Source organism: Actinoplanes sp. OR16, assembly GCF_004001265.1.
Taxonomy (GTDB): Bacteria; Actinomycetota; Actinomycetes; order Mycobacteriales; family Micromonosporaceae; genus Actinoplanes.
Map to the genome: position 1 here is coordinate 7,931,086 of NZ_AP019371.1, position 21,377 is coordinate 7,952,462.

General features: G+C 70.7%; 23 protein-coding genes. 11 read left to right on the forward strand and 12 right to left on the reverse strand.

What is annotated here, in order from left to right:
• Nucleotides 1-90 precede the first annotated feature (90 nt).
• The 3 genes from EP757_RS36450 to EP757_RS36460 all read left to right on the forward strand — a co-directional run bounded on the left by EP757_RS36450 (nt 91) and on the right by EP757_RS36460 (nt 1,824).
• A complete protein-coding gene (locus EP757_RS36450; RefSeq protein ID WP_127552911.1) occupies nt 91-516 on the forward strand; it encodes an Hsp20/alpha crystallin family protein in 426 nt (141 codons plus the stop codon).
• Between the two features lie 316 nt (nt 517-832).
• Nucleotides 833-1,510, forward strand: coding sequence for a hypothetical protein (locus EP757_RS36455; RefSeq protein ID WP_127552912.1), 678 nt, complete (start codon nt 833-835; stop codon nt 1,508-1,510).
• Entirely contained in the window at nt 1,507-1,824 is a 318-nt protein-coding gene (locus tag EP757_RS36460; protein WP_197725460.1) for a transcriptional regulator, read from the forward strand. The genes EP757_RS36455 and EP757_RS36460 overlap by 4 nt, the downstream gene beginning before the upstream one ends.
• Here the strand turns inward: EP757_RS36460 and EP757_RS36465 are convergent.
• Nucleotides 1,793-2,959 (reverse strand): ROK family protein, encoded by a 1,167-nt coding sequence (locus EP757_RS36465; protein ID WP_127552913.1) that lies wholly within the window; start codon nt 2,957-2,959, stop codon nt 1,793-1,795. The two genes, EP757_RS36460 and EP757_RS36465, sit on opposite strands and share 32 nt — an antisense overlap.
• Before the next feature lie 101 nt (nt 2,960-3,060).
• Here EP757_RS36465 and EP757_RS44525 point away from each other — a divergent pair, with 101 nt between their 5' ends.
• From EP757_RS44525 to EP757_RS36485, 4 genes are all read left to right on the forward strand, one after another.
• The gene (locus EP757_RS44525) at nt 3,061-4,221 is read left to right on the forward strand and encodes a chitosanase (protein WP_127552914.1); all 1,161 of its coding nucleotides are present in this window, start codon (nt 3,061-3,063) and stop codon (nt 4,219-4,221) included.
• A gap of 71 nt (nt 4,222-4,292) precedes the next feature.
• Nucleotides 4,293-5,030: a hypothetical protein gene (locus tag EP757_RS36475; protein ID WP_127552915.1), complete on the forward strand. Its 738-nt coding sequence runs from the start codon at nt 4,293-4,295 to the stop codon at nt 5,028-5,030.
• A 77-nt stretch (nt 5,031-5,107) separates the two neighbouring features.
• Complete coding sequence (locus EP757_RS36480; RefSeq protein ID WP_127552916.1) at nt 5,108-7,441, forward strand: hypothetical protein; 2,334 nt, start codon at nt 5,108-5,110, stop codon at nt 7,439-7,441.
• Nucleotides 7,438-7,938 (forward strand): hypothetical protein, encoded by a 501-nt coding sequence (locus EP757_RS36485; RefSeq protein ID WP_127552917.1) that lies wholly within the window; start codon nt 7,438-7,440, stop codon nt 7,936-7,938. Before EP757_RS36480 ends, EP757_RS36485 begins: the two co-directional genes overlap by 4 nt.
• Here EP757_RS36485 and EP757_RS36490 read toward each other — a convergent pair whose 3' ends face one another.
• The gene (locus tag EP757_RS36490; protein WP_127552918.1) at nt 7,939-8,478 is read right to left on the reverse strand and encodes a hypothetical protein; all 540 of its coding nucleotides are present in this window, start codon (nt 8,476-8,478) and stop codon (nt 7,939-7,941) included. It lies immediately after the preceding gene.
• 172 nt (nt 8,479-8,650) lie between these two features.
• Nucleotides 8,651-9,514, reverse strand: coding sequence for a helix-turn-helix transcriptional regulator (locus EP757_RS36495; RefSeq protein ID WP_127552919.1), 864 nt, complete (start codon nt 9,512-9,514; stop codon nt 8,651-8,653).
• A 101-nt stretch (nt 9,515-9,615) separates the two neighbouring features.
• Between EP757_RS36495 and EP757_RS36500 the strand changes: the two genes are divergently transcribed.
• Nucleotides 9,616-10,116 (forward strand): nuclear transport factor 2 family protein, encoded by a 501-nt coding sequence (locus tag EP757_RS36500; RefSeq protein ID WP_127552920.1) that lies wholly within the window; start codon nt 9,616-9,618, stop codon nt 10,114-10,116.
• A 53-nt stretch (nt 10,117-10,169) separates the two neighbouring features.
• Here the strand turns inward: EP757_RS36500 and EP757_RS36505 are convergent, their stop codons facing one another.
• From EP757_RS36505 to EP757_RS36515, 3 genes are all read right to left on the reverse strand, one after another.
• Complete coding sequence (locus tag EP757_RS36505; RefSeq protein ID WP_127552921.1) at nt 10,170-10,763, reverse strand: TetR/AcrR family transcriptional regulator; 594 nt, start codon at nt 10,761-10,763, stop codon at nt 10,170-10,172.
• A 54-nt stretch (nt 10,764-10,817) separates the two neighbouring features.
• A complete protein-coding gene (locus tag EP757_RS36510) occupies nt 10,818-11,498 on the reverse strand; it encodes a type 1 glutamine amidotransferase domain-containing protein (RefSeq protein ID WP_127552922.1) in 681 nt (226 codons plus the stop codon).
• A 152-nt stretch (nt 11,499-11,650) separates the two neighbouring features.
• Nucleotides 11,651-15,088, reverse strand: a complete 3,438-nt coding sequence (locus EP757_RS36515; RefSeq protein ID WP_127552923.1) for an ATP-binding protein — start codon at nt 15,086-15,088, stop codon at nt 11,651-11,653.
• A 230-nt stretch (nt 15,089-15,318) separates the two neighbouring features.
• Between EP757_RS36515 and EP757_RS36520 the strand changes: the two genes are divergently transcribed.
• Nucleotides 15,319-16,575, forward strand: a complete 1,257-nt coding sequence (locus EP757_RS36520) for a PP2C family protein-serine/threonine phosphatase (protein WP_127552924.1) — start codon at nt 15,319-15,321, stop codon at nt 16,573-16,575.
• Nucleotides 16,576-16,591: 16 nt separating this feature from the next.
• Here the strand turns inward: EP757_RS36520 and EP757_RS36525 are convergent, their stop codons facing one another.
• Nucleotides 16,592-16,999, reverse strand: coding sequence for an STAS domain-containing protein (locus tag EP757_RS36525; protein ID WP_232050193.1), 408 nt, complete (start codon nt 16,997-16,999; stop codon nt 16,592-16,594).
• 17 nt (nt 17,000-17,016) lie between these two features.
• On the opposite strand from EP757_RS36525, the gene EP757_RS44530 reads away from it, so the two are divergent.
• Nucleotides 17,017-17,145 carry a hypothetical protein gene (locus EP757_RS44530; RefSeq protein WP_255435305.1) on the forward strand — a complete coding sequence of 43 codons (129 nt, stop codon included), beginning with the start codon at nt 17,017-17,019 and terminating at the stop codon, nt 17,143-17,145.
• Here the strand turns inward: EP757_RS44530 and EP757_RS36530 are convergent.
• Entirely contained in the window at nt 17,136-17,735 is a 600-nt protein-coding gene (locus EP757_RS36530; RefSeq protein ID WP_127552925.1) for a dihydrofolate reductase family protein, read from the reverse strand. The two genes, EP757_RS44530 and EP757_RS36530, sit on opposite strands and share 10 nt — an antisense overlap.
• Nucleotides 17,732-18,400 (reverse strand): TetR/AcrR family transcriptional regulator, encoded by a 669-nt coding sequence (locus EP757_RS36535; RefSeq protein ID WP_127552926.1) that lies wholly within the window; start codon nt 18,398-18,400, stop codon nt 17,732-17,734. Before EP757_RS36535 ends, EP757_RS36530 begins: the two co-directional genes overlap by 4 nt.
• Nucleotides 18,401-18,495: 95 nt before the next feature.
• Between EP757_RS36535 and EP757_RS36540 the strand changes: the two genes are divergently transcribed.
• Nucleotides 18,496-19,533, forward strand: a complete 1,038-nt coding sequence (locus EP757_RS36540; RefSeq protein ID WP_127552927.1) for a hypothetical protein — start codon at nt 18,496-18,498, stop codon at nt 19,531-19,533.
• Nucleotides 19,534-19,603: 70 nt separating this feature from the next.
• Here the strand turns inward: EP757_RS36540 and EP757_RS36545 are convergent, their stop codons facing one another.
• From EP757_RS36545 to EP757_RS36555, 3 genes are all read right to left on the reverse strand, one after another.
• Nucleotides 19,604-20,188: a SigE family RNA polymerase sigma factor gene (locus tag EP757_RS36545; protein WP_232050194.1), complete on the reverse strand. Its 585-nt coding sequence runs from the start codon at nt 20,186-20,188 to the stop codon at nt 19,604-19,606.
• The gene (locus tag EP757_RS36550) at nt 20,185-20,799 is read right to left on the reverse strand and encodes a permease-like cell division protein FtsX (RefSeq protein WP_127552928.1); all 615 of its coding nucleotides are present in this window, start codon (nt 20,797-20,799) and stop codon (nt 20,185-20,187) included. Before EP757_RS36550 ends, EP757_RS36545 begins: the two co-directional genes overlap by 4 nt.
• Before the next feature lie 111 nt (nt 20,800-20,910).
• Nucleotides 20,911-21,360, reverse strand: coding sequence for a hypothetical protein (locus EP757_RS36555; RefSeq protein ID WP_162521025.1), 450 nt, complete (start codon nt 21,358-21,360; stop codon nt 20,911-20,913).
• Between the last annotated feature and the right edge of the window lie 17 nt (nt 21,361-21,377).

Here is a 21,377-nt window from a genome sequence, read left to right on the forward strand (position 1 = left end):
GACGTGAGACTTGCACTCGCCACCGTCGAGTGCTAATACCGGAAGAGACGGCGAAACCTCGGTGAAGGAGCACCGAAGGAGGAGATGATCATGCTTCTGCGCACCGATCCGTTCCGTGAGCTCGACCGGGTTTTCGAGCAGTTCACCGGCACCAGCAGCCGGCCGGCGGTGATGCATGTCGACGCCGAGCGTGACGGTGACGTCTTCTACGTGTTCTTCGATCTGCCCGGCGTGGACCCCGACTCGATCGACGTGACCGTCGAGCGCAACGTCCTGCAGGTCCAGGCGGAGCGCCGGCGGCGGGTCAAGGACGACGTCGAGCCGGTGATCAGCGAGCGGCCGATGGGCGTGTTCAACAGGCAGCTGTTCCTGGCCGACACCCTCGACACCGACCGGCTCGAGGCCGTGTACGACAACGGCGTGCTGACCCTGCGCATCCCGATCTCGGACCGCGCCAAGCCCCGCCGGATCGCCATCGGCTCCGGCAACGGGGGCCGGAAACAGATCAAAGGCTGACCCGCAGGCCGCGATCCGCCGAGCGGACGGCCCACTGAGCGGACGGCCCACTGAGCGGACGGCCCACTGAGCGGACGGCCCGCCGAGCGAACGGCCCGCTGAACGGACGGCCCGCTGAACGGACGGCCCACTGAACGGACGGCCCGGTGTCCGACCGGACGCCGGGCCGTCGCCGACCGGGCGCTCCATCGGCGACCGGGAGGGTCTCGCGCTGACGGCGACGGTCGCGGCACGCGCGCTTCACCGCGTACCGGGAAAAACGCACACGCTCAAAACCGCACTAGCGCCAAATGGTTTGCTGTGGAAACCTATTGGCATGACGACACCTTCGATGGCCGCGGACGGCGATCCGCGGCGAATCCTGGCCGATGTGCGCGCGCTTGCCCATCGGGTACGCGTGGATCAGCGGATGACGTGGGCCGCGCTGCTCGTGCTGGGTGGGATGACGCTGCTGGCGATCCCGTTCGACTGGTTCGGGATGCGGGTGGACTGCGGCCCGGACGGCGGCTGCACGTTCGCGCGCAACGGGATGCTGTATTACTGGCCCGCCGCGATGCTGATCGGCTACGGGATCATCGCGGTCTGCTACCTGCGGGCCGCCCGGTCGCGGGGGCTGGGCGCGCGGGTGCTGCCGTACGCGATCACCGGCGCCGTGACGACGCTCGTCTTCCCCGCCGCCTGGCTGGCCGTGCACCTGTACTTCCAGAGCCACCCGTACCCGGCGGGCCCGCTCCCGTTCTGGTACCTCGTGCTGGACAGACTGGTCATGCCGTGGGGGATGATCGGTGTGGCGCTGCTGGTGCTGGCCTGGCTGGAGCGCAACCTCGCGCTGCTGCTGTTCACCACCGGCTATCTGGCGCTGGTGCTCCTGCTGCTGCCGATGAACGACGGCCTCGACACCTTCGGCATCCGGGCGTCGATGGCGTTGCCGCAGGTCGTCGCCGGGATCGTGCTGCTGCTGGGCGCGGCCGGATTCGCAAGGTCACGCCGGTGACCGACGCGCACCCCGCTCTCGGGCTCGATGACGTCGTTCATCAGCGAGTGCGGCTCGGCATCCTGGCGATCGCGCACGAGGCCCGCCGCGTCGAGTTCGGCTACCTGCGTACGCATCTGGATCTGACCGCCGGCAACCTCTCCAAGCACCTGAGCGTGCTGGAGGCGGCTGGCCTGATCGAGGTGGAGAAGGGCTACGAGGGCCGCCGCCCCCGCACCTGGATCACCCTCACCGACGCGGGCACGACAGCGCTCGCCGAGGAGATCGCACGACTGAAACTGCTCATCGCCCGGGTGGAAGTCCCAGGTCGCTGAACGTCCGGACGATCAGGGCCTTGCGCACCTCGGCGAGGCCCGCGTCCAGGGCGCCGAGCAGCACCGCGTCCCCGTCGATCGTCGTGACCGCCAGGGAGCACTCCAGCGGGGCGGCGCGCCGGAAAGCGCTGGTCACGGCGGCGAGCAGCGCTTCGCCGCCGGCGTGGGCGATGGGTCCGGCCAGGACGATGAGGTACGGGTCGAGGATCGCCGTCACCGCCGCCAGCCCGATCACGATCCGTTCCGCCAGCGCCGCGAGGAACTGATCGGATCCGGTCGCCACCACAGCGGCCGGATTCTCGCCGCCGACGCCGTGCTCCCGCGCCAACTCCATGATCGCCGGACCGCCGAAGAGGTCCTGGAGGGTGTGGCGGGAGTCCACCGGCAGGTACCCGATCTCGCCCGCACTCCCCCGAGTCCCGCGCAGCAGTGTTCCGTCGATGTCGATGGCCAGGCCGAGGCCGTCCTCCCCGAGCCAGAGCAGCGCGACGTTGTCGGTCTCACGGCCGGCGCCGCGCCGCCGTTCGGCGACCGCCGCCAGGTTCACATCGTTGTCGACGCTGACCCCGATGCCGAGCGCCTCGCCGATCCGCGACACGAGTCCTGGCTGATCGAAACCGGGCACATCAACGAGCCGGATCACCTCGTTCTTGAGATCGAAGGCACCTGGTACGCCGACCCGCACGTGCGAGATCCGCTCCCGCCGGACCCCGCCCTTCGCACCCAGGCCCAGGACCGCGCCCGCCACCGCCGACACCGGATCAGCCCCGAGGTCGCCGGTGCTCCATTCGCCGTCGGCGACGACCGTACCGGACAGATCGCAGATGGCGGCGGCGATCGATGGCGCACCGCCGCCTCGGGCTTCGCGCACGGAGACCGCGGCGGCGTAGGCCGCATCCGGATTCGCGGCATAGACCTCGGCGTTCGGACCGGGGCGACCGCTCGCGTGACCGACCACCCTGATCAATCCGGCCCCGGTCAGCCGGCGAAGCAGGTCGGAGATCGTCGGCGTCGACAGCGCGGTGAGTCTGCGCAGGTCGGCACGGGTGAGCATGCCGGGGTCGAGGAGCAGTTCCAGGGCGGCGCTCTCGTTCATGGCACGCAGCAGCTTCGACGATCCGGCCAACCCCGCCATCGAGACTCCTCACTGTGACAGCTATTGATAAAGCTACTTAACAGTCCTAGAGTTCGTCCAGCGCGCGCTGCCCTCTCCATCCCCGTTTCCCCAGGAGTGCCATGTTTCGCGTGAAGACGGCGGTATATGCCGTATCAGGACTGATTCTGATCAGCACGGCAACGATCTACGGACTCCTGCCGGCGAGCGCCGCCACGGTCGGCCCGATCAAGGGTTTCGGCGGCAGGTGCATCGACGCCGGTGCCCGGCTCTCCGATTGCGACGGCTCGGCGGCCCAGCAGTGGACCGTCGACGGGACGCTGCGGGCCCTCGGCAGATGCCTGGACGTCGCGGCTGCCGGAACCGCCAGCGGCACCAAGGTCCAGATGTACGACTGCAACGGAACCGGCGCCCAGGAGTGGACCGTGAGCGGCGGCGCTCTGGTGAATCCGGCGTCGGGCAGATGTCTGGACGTGACCGGCAGGAGCACGGCGAACGGCGCTCCCCTGCAGATCTGGACCTGCACCGGCGCGGCGAACCAGACATGGACGCTGCCCGGCGCATCCACGCCGCCTCCCGCGAGCGGCAAGAACCTCGATGATCCGGCGAAGAAGGACGTCGCCATGCAGATCGTCTCGGCCGCCGAGAACTCGTCGCTCGACTGGCGTGCCCAGTTCTCCTACATCCAGGACATCGACGACGGGCGCGGCTACACCGCCGGGATCATCGGCTTCTGCTCCGGAACCGGCGACATGCTCGAACTCGTCGAGGCCTACACGGCCGCCAAACCCTCCAACGTCCTCGCGACGTACCTGCCGGCGTTGCGCCGCGTCAACGGCACCGCCTCCCACGCGGGCCTCGACCCGAACTTCACCCGCGACTGGAGGACCGCGGCCGCCGACCCGGTGTTCCAGGCCGCCCAGGAGTCGGAGCGCGACCGCGTCTACTTCAACCCGTCGGTCCGTGACGGCAAGTCCGACGGCGTCCGGGCGCTCGGCCAGTTCGCCTACTACGACGCCTCGGTGGTGCACGGTTACAGCGGCATGCGCTCGATCCGCAGCCGGGCCCTCGCCAGGGCGAAGCCGCCGGCGCAGGGCGGCGACGAGCGGGCCTGGCTCAACGCCTTCCTCGACGAGCGCGTGGTCGAGATGAAGAAGGAAGCCGCCCACGACGACGTCACCCGCATCGACACCGCCCAGCGCGTCTTCCTGAACAACGGCAACTTCGATCTGAACACGCCACTGGACTTCAAGGTCTACGGCGACCCCTTCCACATCGGCTGACGGTTCGGCGTCCGCGGGCCGGCCACGGCGAGTGACCGGCCCGCGCCGCCCGCTCCACCTAGGATCGCGGCATGGACCTCGAAGAGTGGCGGCAGAGCATCCAACCGTGGCTGGTCGGCCTGGAGGCCGCCCTCGACGTCGACTTCAGCCGGGCGTCCCTCGCGCGGCTGGAGGAACTGGCCGCTGAGGACGACGGCCCGGCGTACGCGGCGTACCTCGGTGAGACCCTGCTGCGCGTCGGCGGCGGACGCTGGATCGACCTGGACGGTGATCCCGGGGTGACGGCGGATCCGGTGCTGGGGCTGGCGCCGGTGGTGCCGGCCGAGCTGCTGACCGATCCGGGCCGGGCCATCGAGGTCTACGACGCGTGGGCGGCGGCGGCCTCCGCCTCGCCGACGCCGCCGGTCAAGGAACCGACACCGGGCCTCGACGAACGCCCGGCGCCCGCGGAACCGGCCGAACTCCACACCTGGCTGGCCACGCAGGAGGCGCGCTGGCCCCACGACGCCGGCTGGGACTTCTCACCCTCCTCACTGGACCGGCTCACCGATCTGCTCGTGCAGCGGCTCGGCGATCCGAGCGGGCTCAAGGACCCGGCGAACAGGGAGTTCGTCGACGGCGCGGCCTGGTACCTCGGCGAGACGTTCCGCCGATCCGGCCGTGGTGACTGGTCGTGGCATGACACGAAAGGCCCCTATGTCATCAATCTCGGCACGGACGGCCGCTCGCAGTTACCGCTGGTCCAGCTCAGGCTCGGAATGCGCACGCGCGGCTATCTGCGGTCCCGCTGCGGCTCGCTGAGCGAATGACCGGGGTCGATACCCTGCGCCCCTAACGGCTACCCTGAGGCCGGCATCCGGTTTCGCCCGCCTCGGGAGTTTTCTGCATGAAGATCCAGTTCAGGCTGCTCATCGCGGTCGTGGTCCTCGTGTTCGGCCTGCCCGTTCCGGTACTGGCCGCCCCCGCGCCGACGCCGTGGACACCGCCTGCTGCCGATGTCGTCGAGTCCGAGCCGTACTACTACGACGAGCTCGACGCCGCCGACTACGACATTCCGGAGTGGATGTTCGACGAGGACTACCTCGACGCGCTGCCCGCACACGGTTTCCGGAAGAAGAAGGCGAACCGGAACAGCGACGAATTCGAGGGCGCCTATTCCGACTACTTCGACGCGATGATCGTGAACGACCAGCGTGACGGCATCGTCACCCGCGACCAGTTCTGGGAGTCGTTCAAACCGGGTGGCTGGAATCACCTGCTCACCGGCTGGCGCGACTACAAGGGCCCGAAGACCTGGCCGGAATGGCTCGCGAAGACCGTCGAAGTGCTCAACCGCGGCAAGGCCGGCGGCGCCTATGAGGTGCACTACAACAAGCGGAACGCGATCGACAAGGCGCACGGTTTCGTGGCCGTCAACCAGAAGATCCGCGGCGTCAATCTGGAGTGGCAGAAGGACAACCCGCAGAAGCGCGAAGTCGGCAAGAACCGGGTCTACCGGGTGGACAGCTATCACCCGAATCCGACCGGAGCGAGCAGAGGCGTGGTGGGTGAGCGGAAGTCCGGTCCCACCCTCAACCCCGACGAATTCCTGAACGTCACCGTGGAGGTCGCGGCGCAGAAGAACGCCGACATCGAGATCACCTTCGGGGACACGCCGAACGCCGAAGCCCTGCGGGTCATCGCGAAGGCCGAGAAGCAGCTGCTGGCCAGGCGCATCGAGCTGCACGGCGCGAAGGGCGCCGGCGCCAGCCCGATCGTGGTCAAGACGTGGCGGGCGGAGGCGCGCGGCACCCGGCCCGCGTCGGCGTCGTCGCTGCTGGCCGGCGCGCAGCGGGCGTGGCCGAGCAGGGCGGTGACCGCGATGCAGAACTCGGCCACCTCGGCCGCCGACGCCAAGGACGACGAGGAGATCGAGAAGGCGGTCGCCGAGGATCTCGCCGACGAAGAGGAGACCGCGCCGGCCAAGATCTGCCAGCTGGGCCGCTCCCCCTGCCACACCGACGTCGCGAACGCCGTTCCCGCTGTCGTCTACGACAACGACGAGATCGGCGCGGGCACGGATCAGCTCGGCGGCGTGGATTTCTCGACACTCGAACTGCGCTACATCTCCGACACCTATGCGGGCGCGCCGGGCGTGAAGTATTCGTACAGCGTCGATCCCGATCCGAAACAGAAGGTCTCGTACGGCGGGGCCGACGCCGCGCGACTCGCGTCGGACTCGTTCTTCACGTGGCTGGCGCTGCCGCCGACCGCATTCACCGTGAACCTGAATCCGGAGGAACCGAACCGGATCGTCGACTCGCGCTTCGGGCGTACCGATGCGGGCCGGGTCCTTCTGGAGGCCGACTTCCAGATGAAGAAGACGGTCGCGAAACTGATCCACCCGGACACCAGGGCCGGCAAGAAGTTCTGGGACTCGCTGCGCGGCGAGCAGAGCTGCATCAACATGCGGCAGTGGATCGTGCCGGCCCCGGCGATCGTGCGCGACGACGGCAACGAGCTGTTCATCCTGGACGCGCCGCTGCAGGTGAAGATGGAGACGGAATACGAGAATCTGTCCGGCTCGGAGACCTGCCCCGGCCAGGCGACCGCCGACACGCTGCACAACGAGAAGATCTACCGTTCGCAGATTCTGCCGGGCATCGTGAAAGCCGTGAACAACGCTCCCGAATACGCCGATCTGCGCCGCGTCTATGCGAGCCGGGTCGCCGCCCAATGGTATAGGGAACGCAGCGCGACGAAGGTGACCGCATATGCCGACATCGTCGACAGCGGCGACATCACGCCGTGGGTGACGCGGACCTCGTGGAAGCCGAAGAACACGTTCGACGCCTATGTGAAGTCGTACAAGAAGGGCGAATTCCGGGTCAAGCACACGACCCGCAAGGGCAATTACATCTACACCAACACCTATGTGTACGGCGGGGTCGACTTCACTCAGACACCGACGTCGAACATGGAAGAGCCCGCCTTCACGGCGAAGAACCCCAAGCTGCGTACGGCGGTGGCCGACCTCACCGGCGGCCCGGTCGCCGACTCCCGCGGCACCCTGTGGTTCGGCCAGGAGAGCAACGAGCTGCCCCGCGACGAGGCGCTGTCGTTGCCGCCGTCACCGGTGTCCAAACCCCTGTTCTGGCTGCTCACCCTGCTACCGGTAGTGGTCTGGCTCCTCGTCACCGCGCTGATCGTGATCCGCCGCGGCCGGGCGGTGACCCGATGAGCCCGCGACCGGTGCTGGCCGCATCACTGCTGCTGTCCGGCGCGGCCGCGCTCTGGGTGGCATGGGCGATCGGCACGCTGTTCGGGCTGCCGCAGTTCCTCCGCATCTACATGAACGAACGCCAGGGTGAGGGCGACCCGGCGGTGGTGGCCGGCTCGTACATCCTGCTGGCTGTCCTGATCGTGGTGATCGCGCTGCTCTTCGTGCTCCTGGCGGTGTTCGTCGCCCGCGGCGGCCGGGTCGCCCGCGTCGTCACCTGGATCCTCGCCGTCCCGGCCGCGGTCGTCGCCCTCTCCGCCCTGCTGACCGGCGGCTCGTCCTCGACTCCCTGGTGGGGCGCCCTGACCCGGCTGGCCGGCGGCCTCACCCTGCCGATGGTCGTCGCCGCGCTGGTGCTGCTGTGCCTACCGGCGGCCCGGGCCCACTTCCACAAGCCGGCCCCTCCCCCGGCGGTCACGCCACCGGGGTGGGTCGCGCCCGGCGTACCCCAGGCCTGATCAATCGCGGAAGCAGGCCTCTTGCTTGTCCTCGATCCACGGCTCGGCGTGGATCGCCACCGGCGTGATGGTCCGGAGTTGCTCGTCCGCGGTCTCGACGCTGACGGACGCCGCCAGAGAGGCGGGTTCGCCGGCGCCGCAGGTCCACTCGATCGTCACGTCCATCGCCGCCGACGTGCCCGGCTCCACCTGCCGCTCCTTCTCCGGGCTGCGAACGGTGACGCCGGGCTGATCGGCGCGCACGGCCAGGACGTCGAGCGTCACCGGCCCGGCATTGACCACCGTCACCTGGGCGTCGAGGTGTACCTGCTGATCACCCCTCCGCGTCGTCGTACCGGATTGCGCGAAGAGCAGCACCCGCACCGCGGCGTTGTCGGCCCGCGCCGCCTGCTCGGCCGAGGCCGCCAGCGGCCGATACCACCAGAGGTACGTCGCCACGCCACCCAGCAGTGTCCCGGCCACGAGCAGGGCGAGCGCCCGCGGGAGCCGTCCGCGGCGCGCGACCTGCCGGTACCGAGGCGCCTGATCGAGATCGATCACTACCAAACCCCCTCGTGTCGGGCGCAGCCTACCGCTTCACCGCACCGAGTTCGCGGATCAGGACGCCGGCGATGACCGCTTGGCCGGTGGTGGCGAAGTGGATCCCGTCCGCGCTGAGATCGACCTTGCAGCCCCGATGAAGATCGCCGCGCCTCCCCGACGGAACGGGTCGTCAGTCGTACGCGGGCTCCGGGACGCCGGCCACCAGCGCCAGGCGCATCCTGATGTCGTCGGCGGTGCCCGGCGCCGCCGTCAGGATGACGATCTTCAGGTCGTCGTCACCGTCGCGCATGACGTCGCAGTCGACGGCGATCGGACCGACCGCCGGATGCGCGACGATCTTATGGTCCTCGCGGTGGGCGCCGACCGCCCCGGCCCGCCACAGCTGCGCGAAGCGCTCGTTGCCCGCGGTCAGCTCCTTGATCAGGCGAGCCAGCCCGCGGTCTCCGGGGAATCGGCCGGTGGCCCGGCGCAGGTCCGCGACGACAGCGGCCTCCACCGCGTCGCCGGCATCCGATGTCACCGGCCACTGCGCCAGCCGCGGCGCGTGATCGCCGACCGGGAAGGTGTCCCGGGCGAAGTTGCGCGCTACCGGGGGCGCCGACGACGGATCACCGAGAAGCGCCGCCCAGCCGCGGTTCCACCAGAGCAGCTGCCAGTCGGCGGCGAAGACGGCGACGGCGGCGTCACCGAGCCGGGCCAGCACCCGGTTCAGGCCCGGCGGGATGTGGCGCGAGATCTGCCCGTCCGCCGGTGGCTCCAGACGAGCTAGCCGGTACAGGTGATCGCGTTCGGCGCGGGTCAGCTGAAGAGCCCGGGCCAGCGCCGCGACCACCTGCGCGGACGGGGTGGTGACGCGGCCCTGTTCCAGCCGGACGATGTAGTCGACCGAGATACCGGCCAGGGTGGCGAGTTCCTCACGGCGCAGCCCGGTCGCCCGGCGCGTCCCGCCCTGCGGCAACCCCACGGCCGCCGGCGTCAGCCGATCGCGCCAGGCGCGCAACGTCGCCCCGAGCCCCGCTTCGTTCGCGATCATGAGCCCATTGTGGCGCGCGGCCCGCGGGCGAGGGTGGTAAGGATTTTCCTACCGCCGATCCTTCTCTGGCAGGCCGATCTCCGCCGCCGAATCATGAACCCATGACGAACGCACAGACCACCGACAACGCCCTGGCCCGCCTGGTCGACGAGGCAGCCGTCCGCGACACCGTCGTCCGATTCGCCGACATCGCGGTCCGCGGCGACGTCGACGCCTTCCGCACCCTGTGGTCCGAGGACGCCACCTGGGTCATCGGTGGCACCGACGGCCAGCCGTTCGAACGGCGAGCCGACGGAGTCGACCAGATCGCGGCGCTGTACCGCAGCCTCCGGGAAGAGCGCGACTACTTCATCCAGTTCGTGATCCCGGGCGCGGTCGAGATCGACGGCGACGTCGCCACCACCCGATCGATGTGCCATGAAGCCGCGCGTGGTCCCGCTGAGAGCTACTACCGCAACAACGGGGTGTGGACCGACACGTTCCGGCGTACGGAGAACGGCTGGGTCTTCACCAACCGCACCTACCGATACCTGTGGCTCGACTTCTCCCCGTTCACCGGTGACATCTCGTGGCCGGGCACCGACGCCCGGGCCGATGACTGAGACCACTCAGAACGGCTCGGCAGCTTTCAGCAGCAGTTCGTGACGGCCGGCTGTCAGACCCCGAGCAGCCGGCGGGTGACAGCGATCGCGGGATCCAGCGGAGCCAGGCTGCGCTGCACCTTGGCCATGACGCTGGCGCCCAGCCACAGCTGGTAGAGAGCCTCAGCGGTCGCCCGGGCGTCACCGGTGAACGCCGCCGACCCGTCGGCGGCGGCGCCGACGATCGCGTGTTCGAGGCGGTCGACGATCTTCGTGGTGCCGGTCTTCAGCGCCAGGCGCATCGGCTCGGACATGTCGGCGACTTCCGCGCTGAGCTTGACCGCCAGGCATTTGCCCTCGCAGTCGCCGAAGCTCTGCGAGGCCCGCCACGACGCGAAGTACGCCAGGATCTTCGCGGCCCAGTCCTGATCGGCGGCGTTGAGGATCTCGTCCATCTCGGCCAGGTACTGCTCGAAGTACCGGGCGATCACCGCCTCACCGAAGGCGTCCTTCGAGCTGAAGTAGTGATAGAAGGAACCCTTCGGCACGCCCACGCTGGACAGCACCTCGTTGATCCCGACCGCGGCATAACCCTTGTGCGCGAAGGATCGCTCGGCAGCCAGCAGCAGGTCCGTACGCGTATCGCGGTTGAGGTTCCTGGTCGTCACAGGCCAAGCCTACGCATCGATTAGACCGGTCGTCTAAGGCCCCTGATCATGGAGTCAGGCGGCGAGCACCGCGAGCAGCACGTCGGCGGCCTCGGCCGACGAGGCGGGGTTCTGACCCGTGATCAGCAGGCCGTCGCGCACCACGTAGGAGCCCCAGTCCGGGCCCTTGGAGTAGACGCCGCCGTTGGCCTTGAGCACGTCCTCGACGAGGAACGGCACGACATCGGTCAGGCCGACGCCCTCCTCCTCGGTGTTGGTGAAGCCGGTCACCGGGCGCCCCTGCACCAGCGGCGAGCCGTCCTCGTTCGTGACGTGCCGCAGCACGCCGGGAGCGTGGCAGACCAGCGCGACCGGCTTCCCCGAACGCAGCGTGGTCTCGATGATGCGCCGCGAGTCGGCGTCCTCGGCCAGGTCCCACAGCGGGCCGTGCCCGCCCGGGTAGAACACCGCGTCGTAGTCGGCCGGGTCCACCGTGCTCAGCACCACTGTCGAGTCCAGCGCGGCCGACGCCTCCGCGTCCGCCTCGAAACGGCGGGTGTCGTCGGTCTGGGAGCCGGGCTCGTTGCTCTTGGGGTCCAGCGGCGGGCGGCCACCCTTCGGCGACGCCAGGGTGATGGTGGCGCCGGCCTGCTGGAGCCGGTAGTACGGCGCCGCGAGCTCCTCCAGCCAGAAGCCGGTCTTGCGGCCCGTGTCACCGAGTTCGTCGTGCGACGTGAGAACAACCAGCACGTTCATGTCGGAGCCTTTCGTTCCCGTGGCCCTCGTCGGCCACATCCCGAACCCTAGACGACTGGTCTACTAGCGGCAAGCCGGACTCGCCGGTGATCCACGCCGCACCAGGGTCTTCCGGGGATCGAAGGGGATCGAGGGGGGTCGCGGTCGTGTCGTCACTGGTCCGGGACATGCGCGGCAACCGGCCCGGGTGATGCGCGTTCGATGCTCACCAGCGTCCCGTCGGCGTTGCTGAGGACCCGCACCTCGCCGTAGGCGTTCATGAACAGGGCCCCGCGGCCGCGGTCACGCGCAGCCGGCCGGGCGCGCCACCCGCCGAAGTCCTGGACCTCGAGGCGCACCACCGACGCGGTCACCAGCAGCCGCATCCTCACCTCGGGGCGGCTCGGCCGCTGGGCGTGCTCCACGGCGTTGTTGATCGCCTCAGTGGCGGCGAGCTGGAGGTCGAACAGCAGGTCGGGATCGATGCCGCCGGTTCCCATCACCGCTTCGAGGTCGCGGCGGGCGGCGGCGGAGGCGTCGGCGGACAGTGGATACGTCCAGGTCTCGTCGACGGGTGTCAGCTCCGGCAGCACCGGGTCCGCGGACTCCGGGAGACGATGGAGCGTGACGGCGACGGTCGCTCCGGACGAGAACCGCACGTGGTCGCCGTGGCCGATGCCGGTCTCGTTGTCCTCGTACGCCGTCCCCGCGCCGAGTGGTGCGCCGATGCGGCCGGACAGTTCGCCGCCGGGACCTCCGGGCGCCGGGTGACCCGCACTGGACCAGGACATCCGGCCGGTCAGCGGGTCCAGGCGAGCGATCAGCAGGGTGACGGCGGGTGGCGTGGGCAGCCCGCTCAGGTCGTCGGCGAGCCGCGACAGGATCAGGGCCGGCGTACGCCGATCGCCGCTGTGCGCGCGGACGGCGGCGTTCAGCATGCGGCTGGTCACCGCGGTGTTCCGGCCGCCGCCCGTCGCCGCGCCCACGGTGATGAGCAGCGCGCCGTCGGATGTCTCGGCGATGTCGTGCCAGGTCCCGCCCGCGCCGTCGATGCTCCAGCCCTCCCGGGTGGGCGGGTCCGCCGGGGCGACGACGCCCGGTTTCGCGACCGCGGCGAGCACACCGGCGGCCGCGGTGAGGATCCGTTCCACCGTCGATGCGCTTTCAACGGCAGATGCGCCCTGGTACGCGGTGAGCTCCCCGAGGCGGCTGCCGTCCTCGGCGACGATGCCCGTCGCGTGCCGCCGGGCTCGGCCCGGGCCGGCGACGGGTTCCCGGCGGGCGCTGAATCGCAGCGGGGTATCCGGGTCTGCGAGAACGGCGGCCACCGCATCGGCCCGCAGCAGGGCGAGGGTCAGGTCCACGGTGGTCTGCATCGCGCCGCTCAGGGCCCGGCCCGCCGCGATCACCGACATCGCATCGGTGCCGTGATCGTCGGTGCTCGGCCGCGCGGCGCGGGCGTCCGCGAGCCGCACCACGTTCCGGATCTTGGCGATCAGCTCGCCGGCCCGGAACGGTTTGACGATGTAGTCGTCGGCGCCCGCGGCGAGCCCCTCGACGCCGGATTCCTGCCCGGCGCGGGCGGACAGCATCACGATCGGCAGGTGCCGGGTGGCGTCGTCGTTACGCAGGGCGCGGACCAGGCCGAAGCCGTCCCGCCGCGGCATCATCACGTCGGTGACGACCAGGTGGGGCCGGAACAGCGGGATCGCCTGCAGCGCCTGTTCCCCGTCGGCGACGGCCTGGACCGTCCAGCCTTCGGCGGTGAGCAGCCGGGACAGGTAGGCCCGCATGTCGCTGTTGTCGTCGGCCACCAGAATGCGGATACCGGCTCCATCGGCCACGGCCGAGACGCCGGTGTCCGCCCAGCCGTTCGCCACGGTGGCGGCGGCACGGGCCGCGCCGAGCCGGTCCGGCACGACGGGCGGGGCAGCGGCCGGGTCGACGCGGACCGCGTCCCACGGCAGGATCACGGTGAACGTGGTGCCTTCGCCCGGTGTGCTGCGCACCTCGACGTCCCCGCCCGCCAGCCGGGTGAGCTCGCGGACCAGCGCCAGTCCGATGCCGGTGCCCTCGTGGCTGCGTGCCCGCGCGCCGCGCACACGGTGGAAACGGTCGAAGAGCCGGGGCAGCTCGGCGGCGTCGATGCCGATGCCGGTGTCCGCCACCGTCAGCCTGATCGCGGCCGGGTCGGAGTCCAGCCGTACCTCGATCTGCCCGACGAACGTGAACTTGAGGGCGTTGGAGAGCAGGTTCGTGACGATGCTCTCCCAGCGGCGCGGATCGACGGCGACCGGACCCGGCAGCGGCGGGCACCGGACGATCAGCCGCAGGCCGGTACGCTCGATCGCCGCGCGGAAGACGCTCGCCAGTTCCGTGGTGTACTGCGCCAGGTCCAGTGCCTGCGGTGTTCCCGGGGTGGGGTCCTTGCCGATGCTGGAGAAGGTCAGCAACTCGTTGACGAGGGTCAGCAGGCGTGCCGCGTTGCGGTGCGCGATGTCGGCCCGGGCACGCTGGGTCTCGCCGAGCGGCTCGGTGGTGTCGGCCAGGGCGTCGGCGAGCGGGCCGAGCATGAGCGTCAGCGGGGTCCGGAACTCGTGGCTGACGTTCGTGAAGAAGTCGGTCTTCACCCGGTCCAGTTCGGCCAGTGCCGCGGCCCGCTCGCGTTCCTGCTGATACGCCTGCGCGTTACGGACGGCCACCGACACCTGCTGGGCGAGCAGCTGAAGAAACGACCGGTAGGTGTCGTCGAGGGCCCGGCTCGGGCTGACGCCGGTCAGCAGGACACCGGCCGGCTGCGTGTGCTCCGCCGACGGCAGCGGCTGGGCGACCATCTCGGTCACCGGCTCCTGCCACGGGCCGCCGGTCACCTCCAGCCGCTGGTGAACGCCGCCGACGACGGTGGTCCGGCCCGATGCCGCGCCGTCCAGCCCCCAGCCGTCGCCGTCCCGCCGGCCGTCGCCGTCCGGGCCCGATCCGGTGATGGCCGGCAGCGACTCCGCGTCGACGCCGACCGCGGCGACGCGGCGCAGCACGGCGCCGTCGCGCAGATAGATGGCGGCGAACGGCACGTCGAGCGGGTACCTGCCGATGACCTCGCCGAGGTGGGCGCAGGTCGTGTCGACGTCGACCGGGCCGCCGGTGCCGGACATGGCGAGGTCGCGCAGCAGACGCAGCCGGCGCTGCCCGACGACCTGATCGGTGACCTCGCTGCAGACGGTCAGCACCCCGACGGTGTCGCCTCGGTCGTCGCGGGCGGGTGCGTGCGAGACGCTGAAGTACGCCTCTTCGCGGTAGCCCGAACGTTCCAGCAGCAGTTGCAGGGCCGGCACCCAGCTGGCCACGCCGGTGGCCATCGCGTCCTCGATGAGCGGCCGCAGCACGTCCCAGCCTTCGGCGAGGGTGATCCGCACGTCGAGGCCCATCGCCTCGGGGTGCTTGTCACCGATCAGCGCCGAGTACGCGTCGTTGTACAGCTGGGTGAGGTCGGGACCCCAGAGCAGCAGCATCGGATACCGCGAGGACAGCACGATGCGGACGGCTGCCCTCAGACTCTGCGGCCACTGCCGGACCGGCCCCAGACTCGTCGCGGACCAGTCCACCGCCGCCATCAGACGGCCCGCACCACCCCCACCGGCGAAAAGGTCATCGGCGGGCTCTACCAAGTCCGTTCACCGCTCAACGTCCGGCCTTCCTCCCCGATCACCCCCGCTGGGTTCGTCAACCTGACCGAATAGCCGGGAAACCGGACTGTAAACATCCCTGCGCCGACCGGCTCCACCAGGGTCGCGCGTACGCCTCGGTGGTACGCCGGGCATCCGCCGATCCGTATGCTGCCGGAATGAATCCATCGGTCGAGGCGGCCCTGTCGGGAATGCTGGCGGCTGCCGAGGACGCCACGCCGGTGAACGCCGTCGAGGCCGTCACCAGGGAGCTCGGCGAGGCGCTGAAGGCGGACAGCGTCTCGTTCCTCATCGCCGACCTCAGTGGCCGGGCGCTGGTCCGGCTGGCCCATGTGCCGCTGGGCCTGGTCGGCGACGAGCGTCGTGACGGTGCCGAGGTCGCGACCGCGATGCCTTTCGACGGCGGGCCTCAGGAGGACGCGCTCCGGACCCAGATGGTGCAAGTGGTGAGTGGCGACGCGCGATGGACGGTCCTGGCGCCGGTCACCGAGCGTGGTGAGGTCATCGGCCTGCTGGAGATCGTCGTGGACGCGGAGCCGTCGCCGCAGGCACTGGCCGAGATCGCCCGGACCGCGCACGCGCTGGCGTTCGTGGTGATCGCCAACCGCCGCCACACCGACCTGTTCGAGTGGGGGCAGCGCACCACCCCGTTCAACCTCTCCGCCGAGATCCAGCGCCGGCTTCTGCCCAGCGCGTTCACCTGCGAAGGCGGCTCCTTCACCCTGTCGGGCTGGCTGGAGCCGGCGGCCAGCATCGGCGGCGACACCTTCGACTACAGCCTGGCCCGGGACACCCTGCACTTCAGCGTCACCGACGCCATGGGACACGGTGTGGCCAGCGCCCTGATCGCCACCCTCGGCGTGGGCAGCCTGCGCAACTCCCGGCGTGCCGGGTGCTCTCTCACCGAGCAGGCCGACCGGGCCAGTTCCGCGATCGCGAAGCACAGCCCGGCGCGGGGCGCCTTCATCACCGCGATCCTCGGGCGTCTCGACCTGAACACCGGGACCTGCGAGCTGATCAACGCCGGGCACGTTCCTCCGATCCTCATCCGCGACGGTGAACCGCACGACGTGCCACTGCCCCGCAACGTCGCTCTGGGCATGTTCCCCGGCAGGGAGATCCGTGCCGGCTCGCTCACGCTGGAGCCCGGCGATCGCATGCTGGTCGTCACCGACGGCATGCACGAGCGCCGGGCCGCCGCCCTCGACCTGCCGTCCCGCCTGCGAACGCTGCACGCCCTGCATCCCCGCGAGGCCGCCCGGGCTCTGGCCGACAGCGTCCTCGCCGTCGCGGGCCCCGCCCTGCAGGACGACGCCACCATGCTGCTCATCGACTGGCACGGGCACCACGGGCGGCCACGCCGCAGCAACGCGGGCGCCGACGTCGCGGCCGACTCCTCAGCGGACGGCCGCTGACGCGCTCACGCAGCGGTCAGGACACCACCGGCGGCGCAGCTGCCTCGGCTGCCTCGGCGGCCTCAGCTGCCTCGACCGTGTCGTAGACGCCGATCACCTGATCCACCGCCGAGATCGCCAGCACGTGCCCGACGATGTCCTGCGGCCCGGCGAGCGCCAACCGGCCTCCCCTGGCCCGCAGATCCTTGAACCACACCACGAGCAGCCCCAGTCCGCTGGAGTCCAGGAACGACACGTCGGTGAAGTCCAGCACCACCGTTCCGCCACCGTCGCCGACGACCTGCTGAAGGAACTCGTCCAGCTGCGGGCCGGTCTCCATGTCCAGTTGCCCGCCGACCCTCACCACGGTGCCGGCACTACCGGCCCGCGCCGACAGCCGCAGATCCACGACCCCACCTCCGCCACTGCCCGTCTCCACGCTCACGGCACCGATTTTCCAGGATGGCGGCGGCAGACCCCAAGGGTTCTCCTACTCGCCGGCGGTGGCTGATCCCCTGGACGGCTGAGCACGACGAGATCCCGTCCCACCACTTCGCGGAGATCATCGCCCGGACCGCCGATCAGGTGTAGCGAACCCGGTACCGCAGGTGGGTGACGCCGTCCCCGGCGACCACCTCCACGCGATCGAGGACCGCCTCCGGATTGTCGATGTTGGCGAAGTAGCGGATGCCCTCGCCGAGGAACACCGGCACCAGATCGATCCGGACCTCGTCCAGCAGACCGAGGTTGAGGCATTGCTGGGCGATGTCCGGCCCGGAGACGCTCACGTCGCCGCCGCCGGCCGGCTTGGCCTGGCCGATCGCGCTCGCGACCCCGTCATGGACGAACGTGAACGGCGCCAGCCGCTGTGCCGGCCAGTCCGCCGGGGGTTCCCGGTGGGTGACCACGAACGCCCGGCCGCCACCGGGCGGGTTCCCGCCCCAGCCGGCGGTGTGGTCGAACACCCGCCGGCCGCACACGAACGCGCTGCGCCGCGCGAACTCCATCTGGGCTCGCAGATAATCCGCGCTGGCAGCGGACACCCGGAACGTGATCGGGTAGCCGGCCATCGGCACTTCGACGTCGCCGCCGTCGTACCAGTCGAACAGCGGGCCGACGCTGTCGTCGGGCCCGGCCACGAAGCCGTCGAGGGACATGCAGAAGCTGGCGCTGACAGTCATGACCCGTCAGACCGTCCGAGTGCCGCGAACTCATCGCCCGCCGCACGCGGGCCGCCTGCGGTCTGGGGAGCCAGTGCCGCGAACCCGGCGAGATAGCCCTCGGTGTCGGTGTCGCTGACCAGCAGCCGTTGCAGCACGAATCCCTGCACGAGACTGAGCATGGCGGCGCCGACCTGCTCGGGGACCGCATCGGCCGGCATGTTGCCGGCCTGCTGCCAGCGCCGGGCGACCTCGGCGAAGTGATCGCGCAGCTGCCGCAGGACCGTGTCGGCGCGCGAGGCGAGCCGTTCGCTGCGCAGCGCCTCGGCCCACACCTGCACCCCGACGCGACTGAGGTCGACGCCCGTCTCCCGGTTGTTCATCACGCGCTCGGCGAGTGCGCGCACCACCGAGCTCACGGCCTGCTGCGGCGACGGCGCCGCCCCGCCGGCGAGCATGTCGCCGAACACCTCGTCCGCGGCGCTCAGCGCGGATTCCGAGACTGCCACGATCAGGTCGTCCTTGCTGGCGAAGTAGCGGTACACCGCGCCGGCGGACAGGCCCGACTCACTGATGATGTCGGCCATCGACGTGGCGTGGAAACCGTTCGTCGCGAACAGGCGTGCGGATGCGGCGATGATCTCGGCACGGCGGTTCGCGCGGTACTCCTCAGAAACACGTGGCATGTGACGAACCTTAAAGGCGAACGTTCATTCTTGTACGGATCCACGGTACCTGCCATCATCCAAAGCGAACAGTCGTTCTCTTCAGGAGTCATGTCATGGCCGAGCCCGCTTCTGCCCAGACCGTCCCTTCACCGTGGCCGGTGGTGGTGCGCGCGGTCGTACTGCTCACCGTGATCGTCGGTGTGCTGCTGACCGCCTTCGCCTGGCCGGCCGTGCGGTCCTCGGTCCACGACGTGCCGATCGCCGTCGCCGGCCCGGCCGCCGCGACCGACCAGGTCGTCGCCGCCCTCGACCAGCGGATGCCGGGCGCCTTCGACATCACGCGGGTCGCGACCGCCGCCGAGGCCGAGAAGCTGATCCTCGATCGCGAGATCGACGGCGCGATCGACCTCAGCACCGGAAAACCGCAGATCCTCACCGCCTCCGCCGCCAGCGCCTCGATCGCCCAGACCCTGCAGGGCGTCGGCACCGCGCTCAGTCAGGCGCAGGCCACCGGAGCCGCCCCGGCGGTCGCCGTCCGCGACGTCGTCACCCTGCCCGCCGACGACCCGCGCGGCACCGGCCTCGCGGCCGCCGCGCTGCCGCTGGTCATGGGTGGCATGTTCGCCGCCATCCTGCTCACCAACCTGGTCAAGGGCCGGGTACGCCGCATCGCCGGCGCCTTCGCCTTCTCCATCACCGGCGGCCTGCTCATGACCGCGATCCTGCAGCTGTGGCTCGGCTCGCTCGACGGCGACTTCTTCGCCAACACCGGGGCCATCGCCCTGACCATGGCCGCCACCTCGCTGACCATCCTCGGCCTGGAGTCGCTGCTCGGCGTCGCCGGCTTCGGCATCGGCGCGGCCACCATGATGCTGATCGGCAACCCGCTGTCCGGCAACACCAGCTCACCCGAGATGCTGCCCGGCTGGACCGGCACCCTCGGCCAGCTCATGCCGCCGGGCGCCGGCGGGCAGCTGCTGCGTTCGACCGCCTTCTTCGACGGCCACGGCATCACCCACTCGGTCATCGTCCTGATCGCCTGGCTCGCCCTCGGCGCCGCGCTGAGCCTGCTCGGCCACCACCGCTCCCGCCGGGCCGCCGCGCCCGCCCAGGGCGCCACCGCCGAACCGGCCACGCTCGCAACGGCCTGACGGCCAGGCTCGCAACGGACTGACCGGCCCGACGACGACGGCCGGCCCGTCCGGGCGTTCCGACGGCGCCTCAGTCGGCGCCGGGGAAATCGTCGCCGAGCAGGGTGCGCAGGCGGGCCAGGGCCCGCGCGGTGCGCATCTTCACGGTCGACGCCGAGACGTCGAGGATCGCGGCGACGGTGTCGATGCTGTGGTCCTCGGCGTGCCGCAGCACCAGCACCGCCTGGTCCTCGACGCTGAGCCGAGCCAGCGCGTCGACCAGGGCGAGGCGCAGCTCCGGCGTGCCGTTCCGCCGGTCGGCGTGATCCGGCAGGTCGGCCACCACCACCTCGGAGCCGCTGCGCCGCCGGTTCTGGTCGAAGACCAGGTTCATCAGGACTCTGCGGCTGTAGGCCTCCAGGTTCGTGCCGGTGCGGATACGCGGCCACACCGCGTACATCTTGGTGAAGGTCTGCTGGGCCAGATCCTGGGCGAGGTGCCAGTCCCGGCACATCAGGTACGCGCTGCGCCGCAAGCGGGTGCCGGCGGACTCGACGAACGCCGTGAACTCGGCGTCGCCCGCGGCCTTGGCGCGTCGGCGGGCCGCACCCCAGCCGAGCAGTGGTCCGCGGGCGGCGTCCTCGGCGGGCCGGGACTGCGTCACGGTCTCGGTCACAGAACCCCACCGACCGGGGCGCTCGCCGGGCAGACGCGGCCGACGATCTGGCCGACCCCGGGCTTCCCGGCGTAGTCCCGGCTGAGCTCGGCGAACCGGTCCGGGTCGGCCAGGCGCAGGCGGTACGACACGGGCATCTGCTCCGGGCCGACGGCGGCGAGGAAGTCGGGGGCGTCCTTCCAGTGCTCGGTGAACTTCGCGTAGGCCTCCGCACGGCTCTCGAAGATCACCGCGGCGACCCGCTCGTCGTCGTCCAGCGCCCGGCCGACCGCCGCCAGCTCCCGGGCGGTCGGGTCGCCGAGGAAGATGGCCGCGTCGGTCGCGCCGGTGCTCACCGGGTCCGCCGAGCACTGCGGCGCCGCCAGCCGCATCCCGGCCTCGATGATCTCCTGTCGCCCGGCCGGCGGCGCCGCGCCGTCGGTCACCTTCAGGACGCCCACGGCGGCGACCACCGCCACCACGGCCGCGGCGGCCGAGCCGGCCATCGCCAGCCGCCGTCGCTGCCGGATGCGGCCGACCCGAGCGATGGCGGATCGCGCCATCTCCCCCGGGTCGGCGCCCGGGTCGGCGCTCACCGCCACGTCGAACTGCTGCCGCAGGTCCGGTTCCACAACGCTCTCCTCATGTCCGCTCCGGTCTCTGCCGAGAGGACGGGATGGACCTCCGTTCAGGTCACATCCCGAAGCGGAACGTCAGCGCGCCCAGCATTTCATCCTCATCGATCAGGCCCGGGTGAACTCCATGACCCAGTTGGACTCCCAGGTCCGGCCGCCGTCCGCGGAGAACTCCTGCTCCCACCTCGCCGACGACGGCGCGATGCCGGACCAGATGAAGTGGGCCCTGATCGGCTTGCCGCCGTGGGTGTCGTCGCCGTAGAAGTCGCCCCGGCCGCCGGTGAACGTGCCGACGACCGGTGGGTAGAGCAGGCCGGTGCTGCTGTTCGCCCAGTAGATCGACCACTGCCCGCGTTCCGTGTCGAAGAGACGCAGGCTGAAGCCGCGGCTGCCGAGCGTCGGGAAGACGATCTCCTCGGTGTTGCCGCCGCCGAGGAAGATCGGCCGGCAGGTGGTGGCGCCAGGGAAGGTCTCCCAGTCGTCGCTGCCGGCGAACAGCGTCCTGAGCCGCCGGTTGGCCACGTTCCACGAACCGATGAGGAAGTCGAAATCGTTCATGCCGACGATCATGGCGG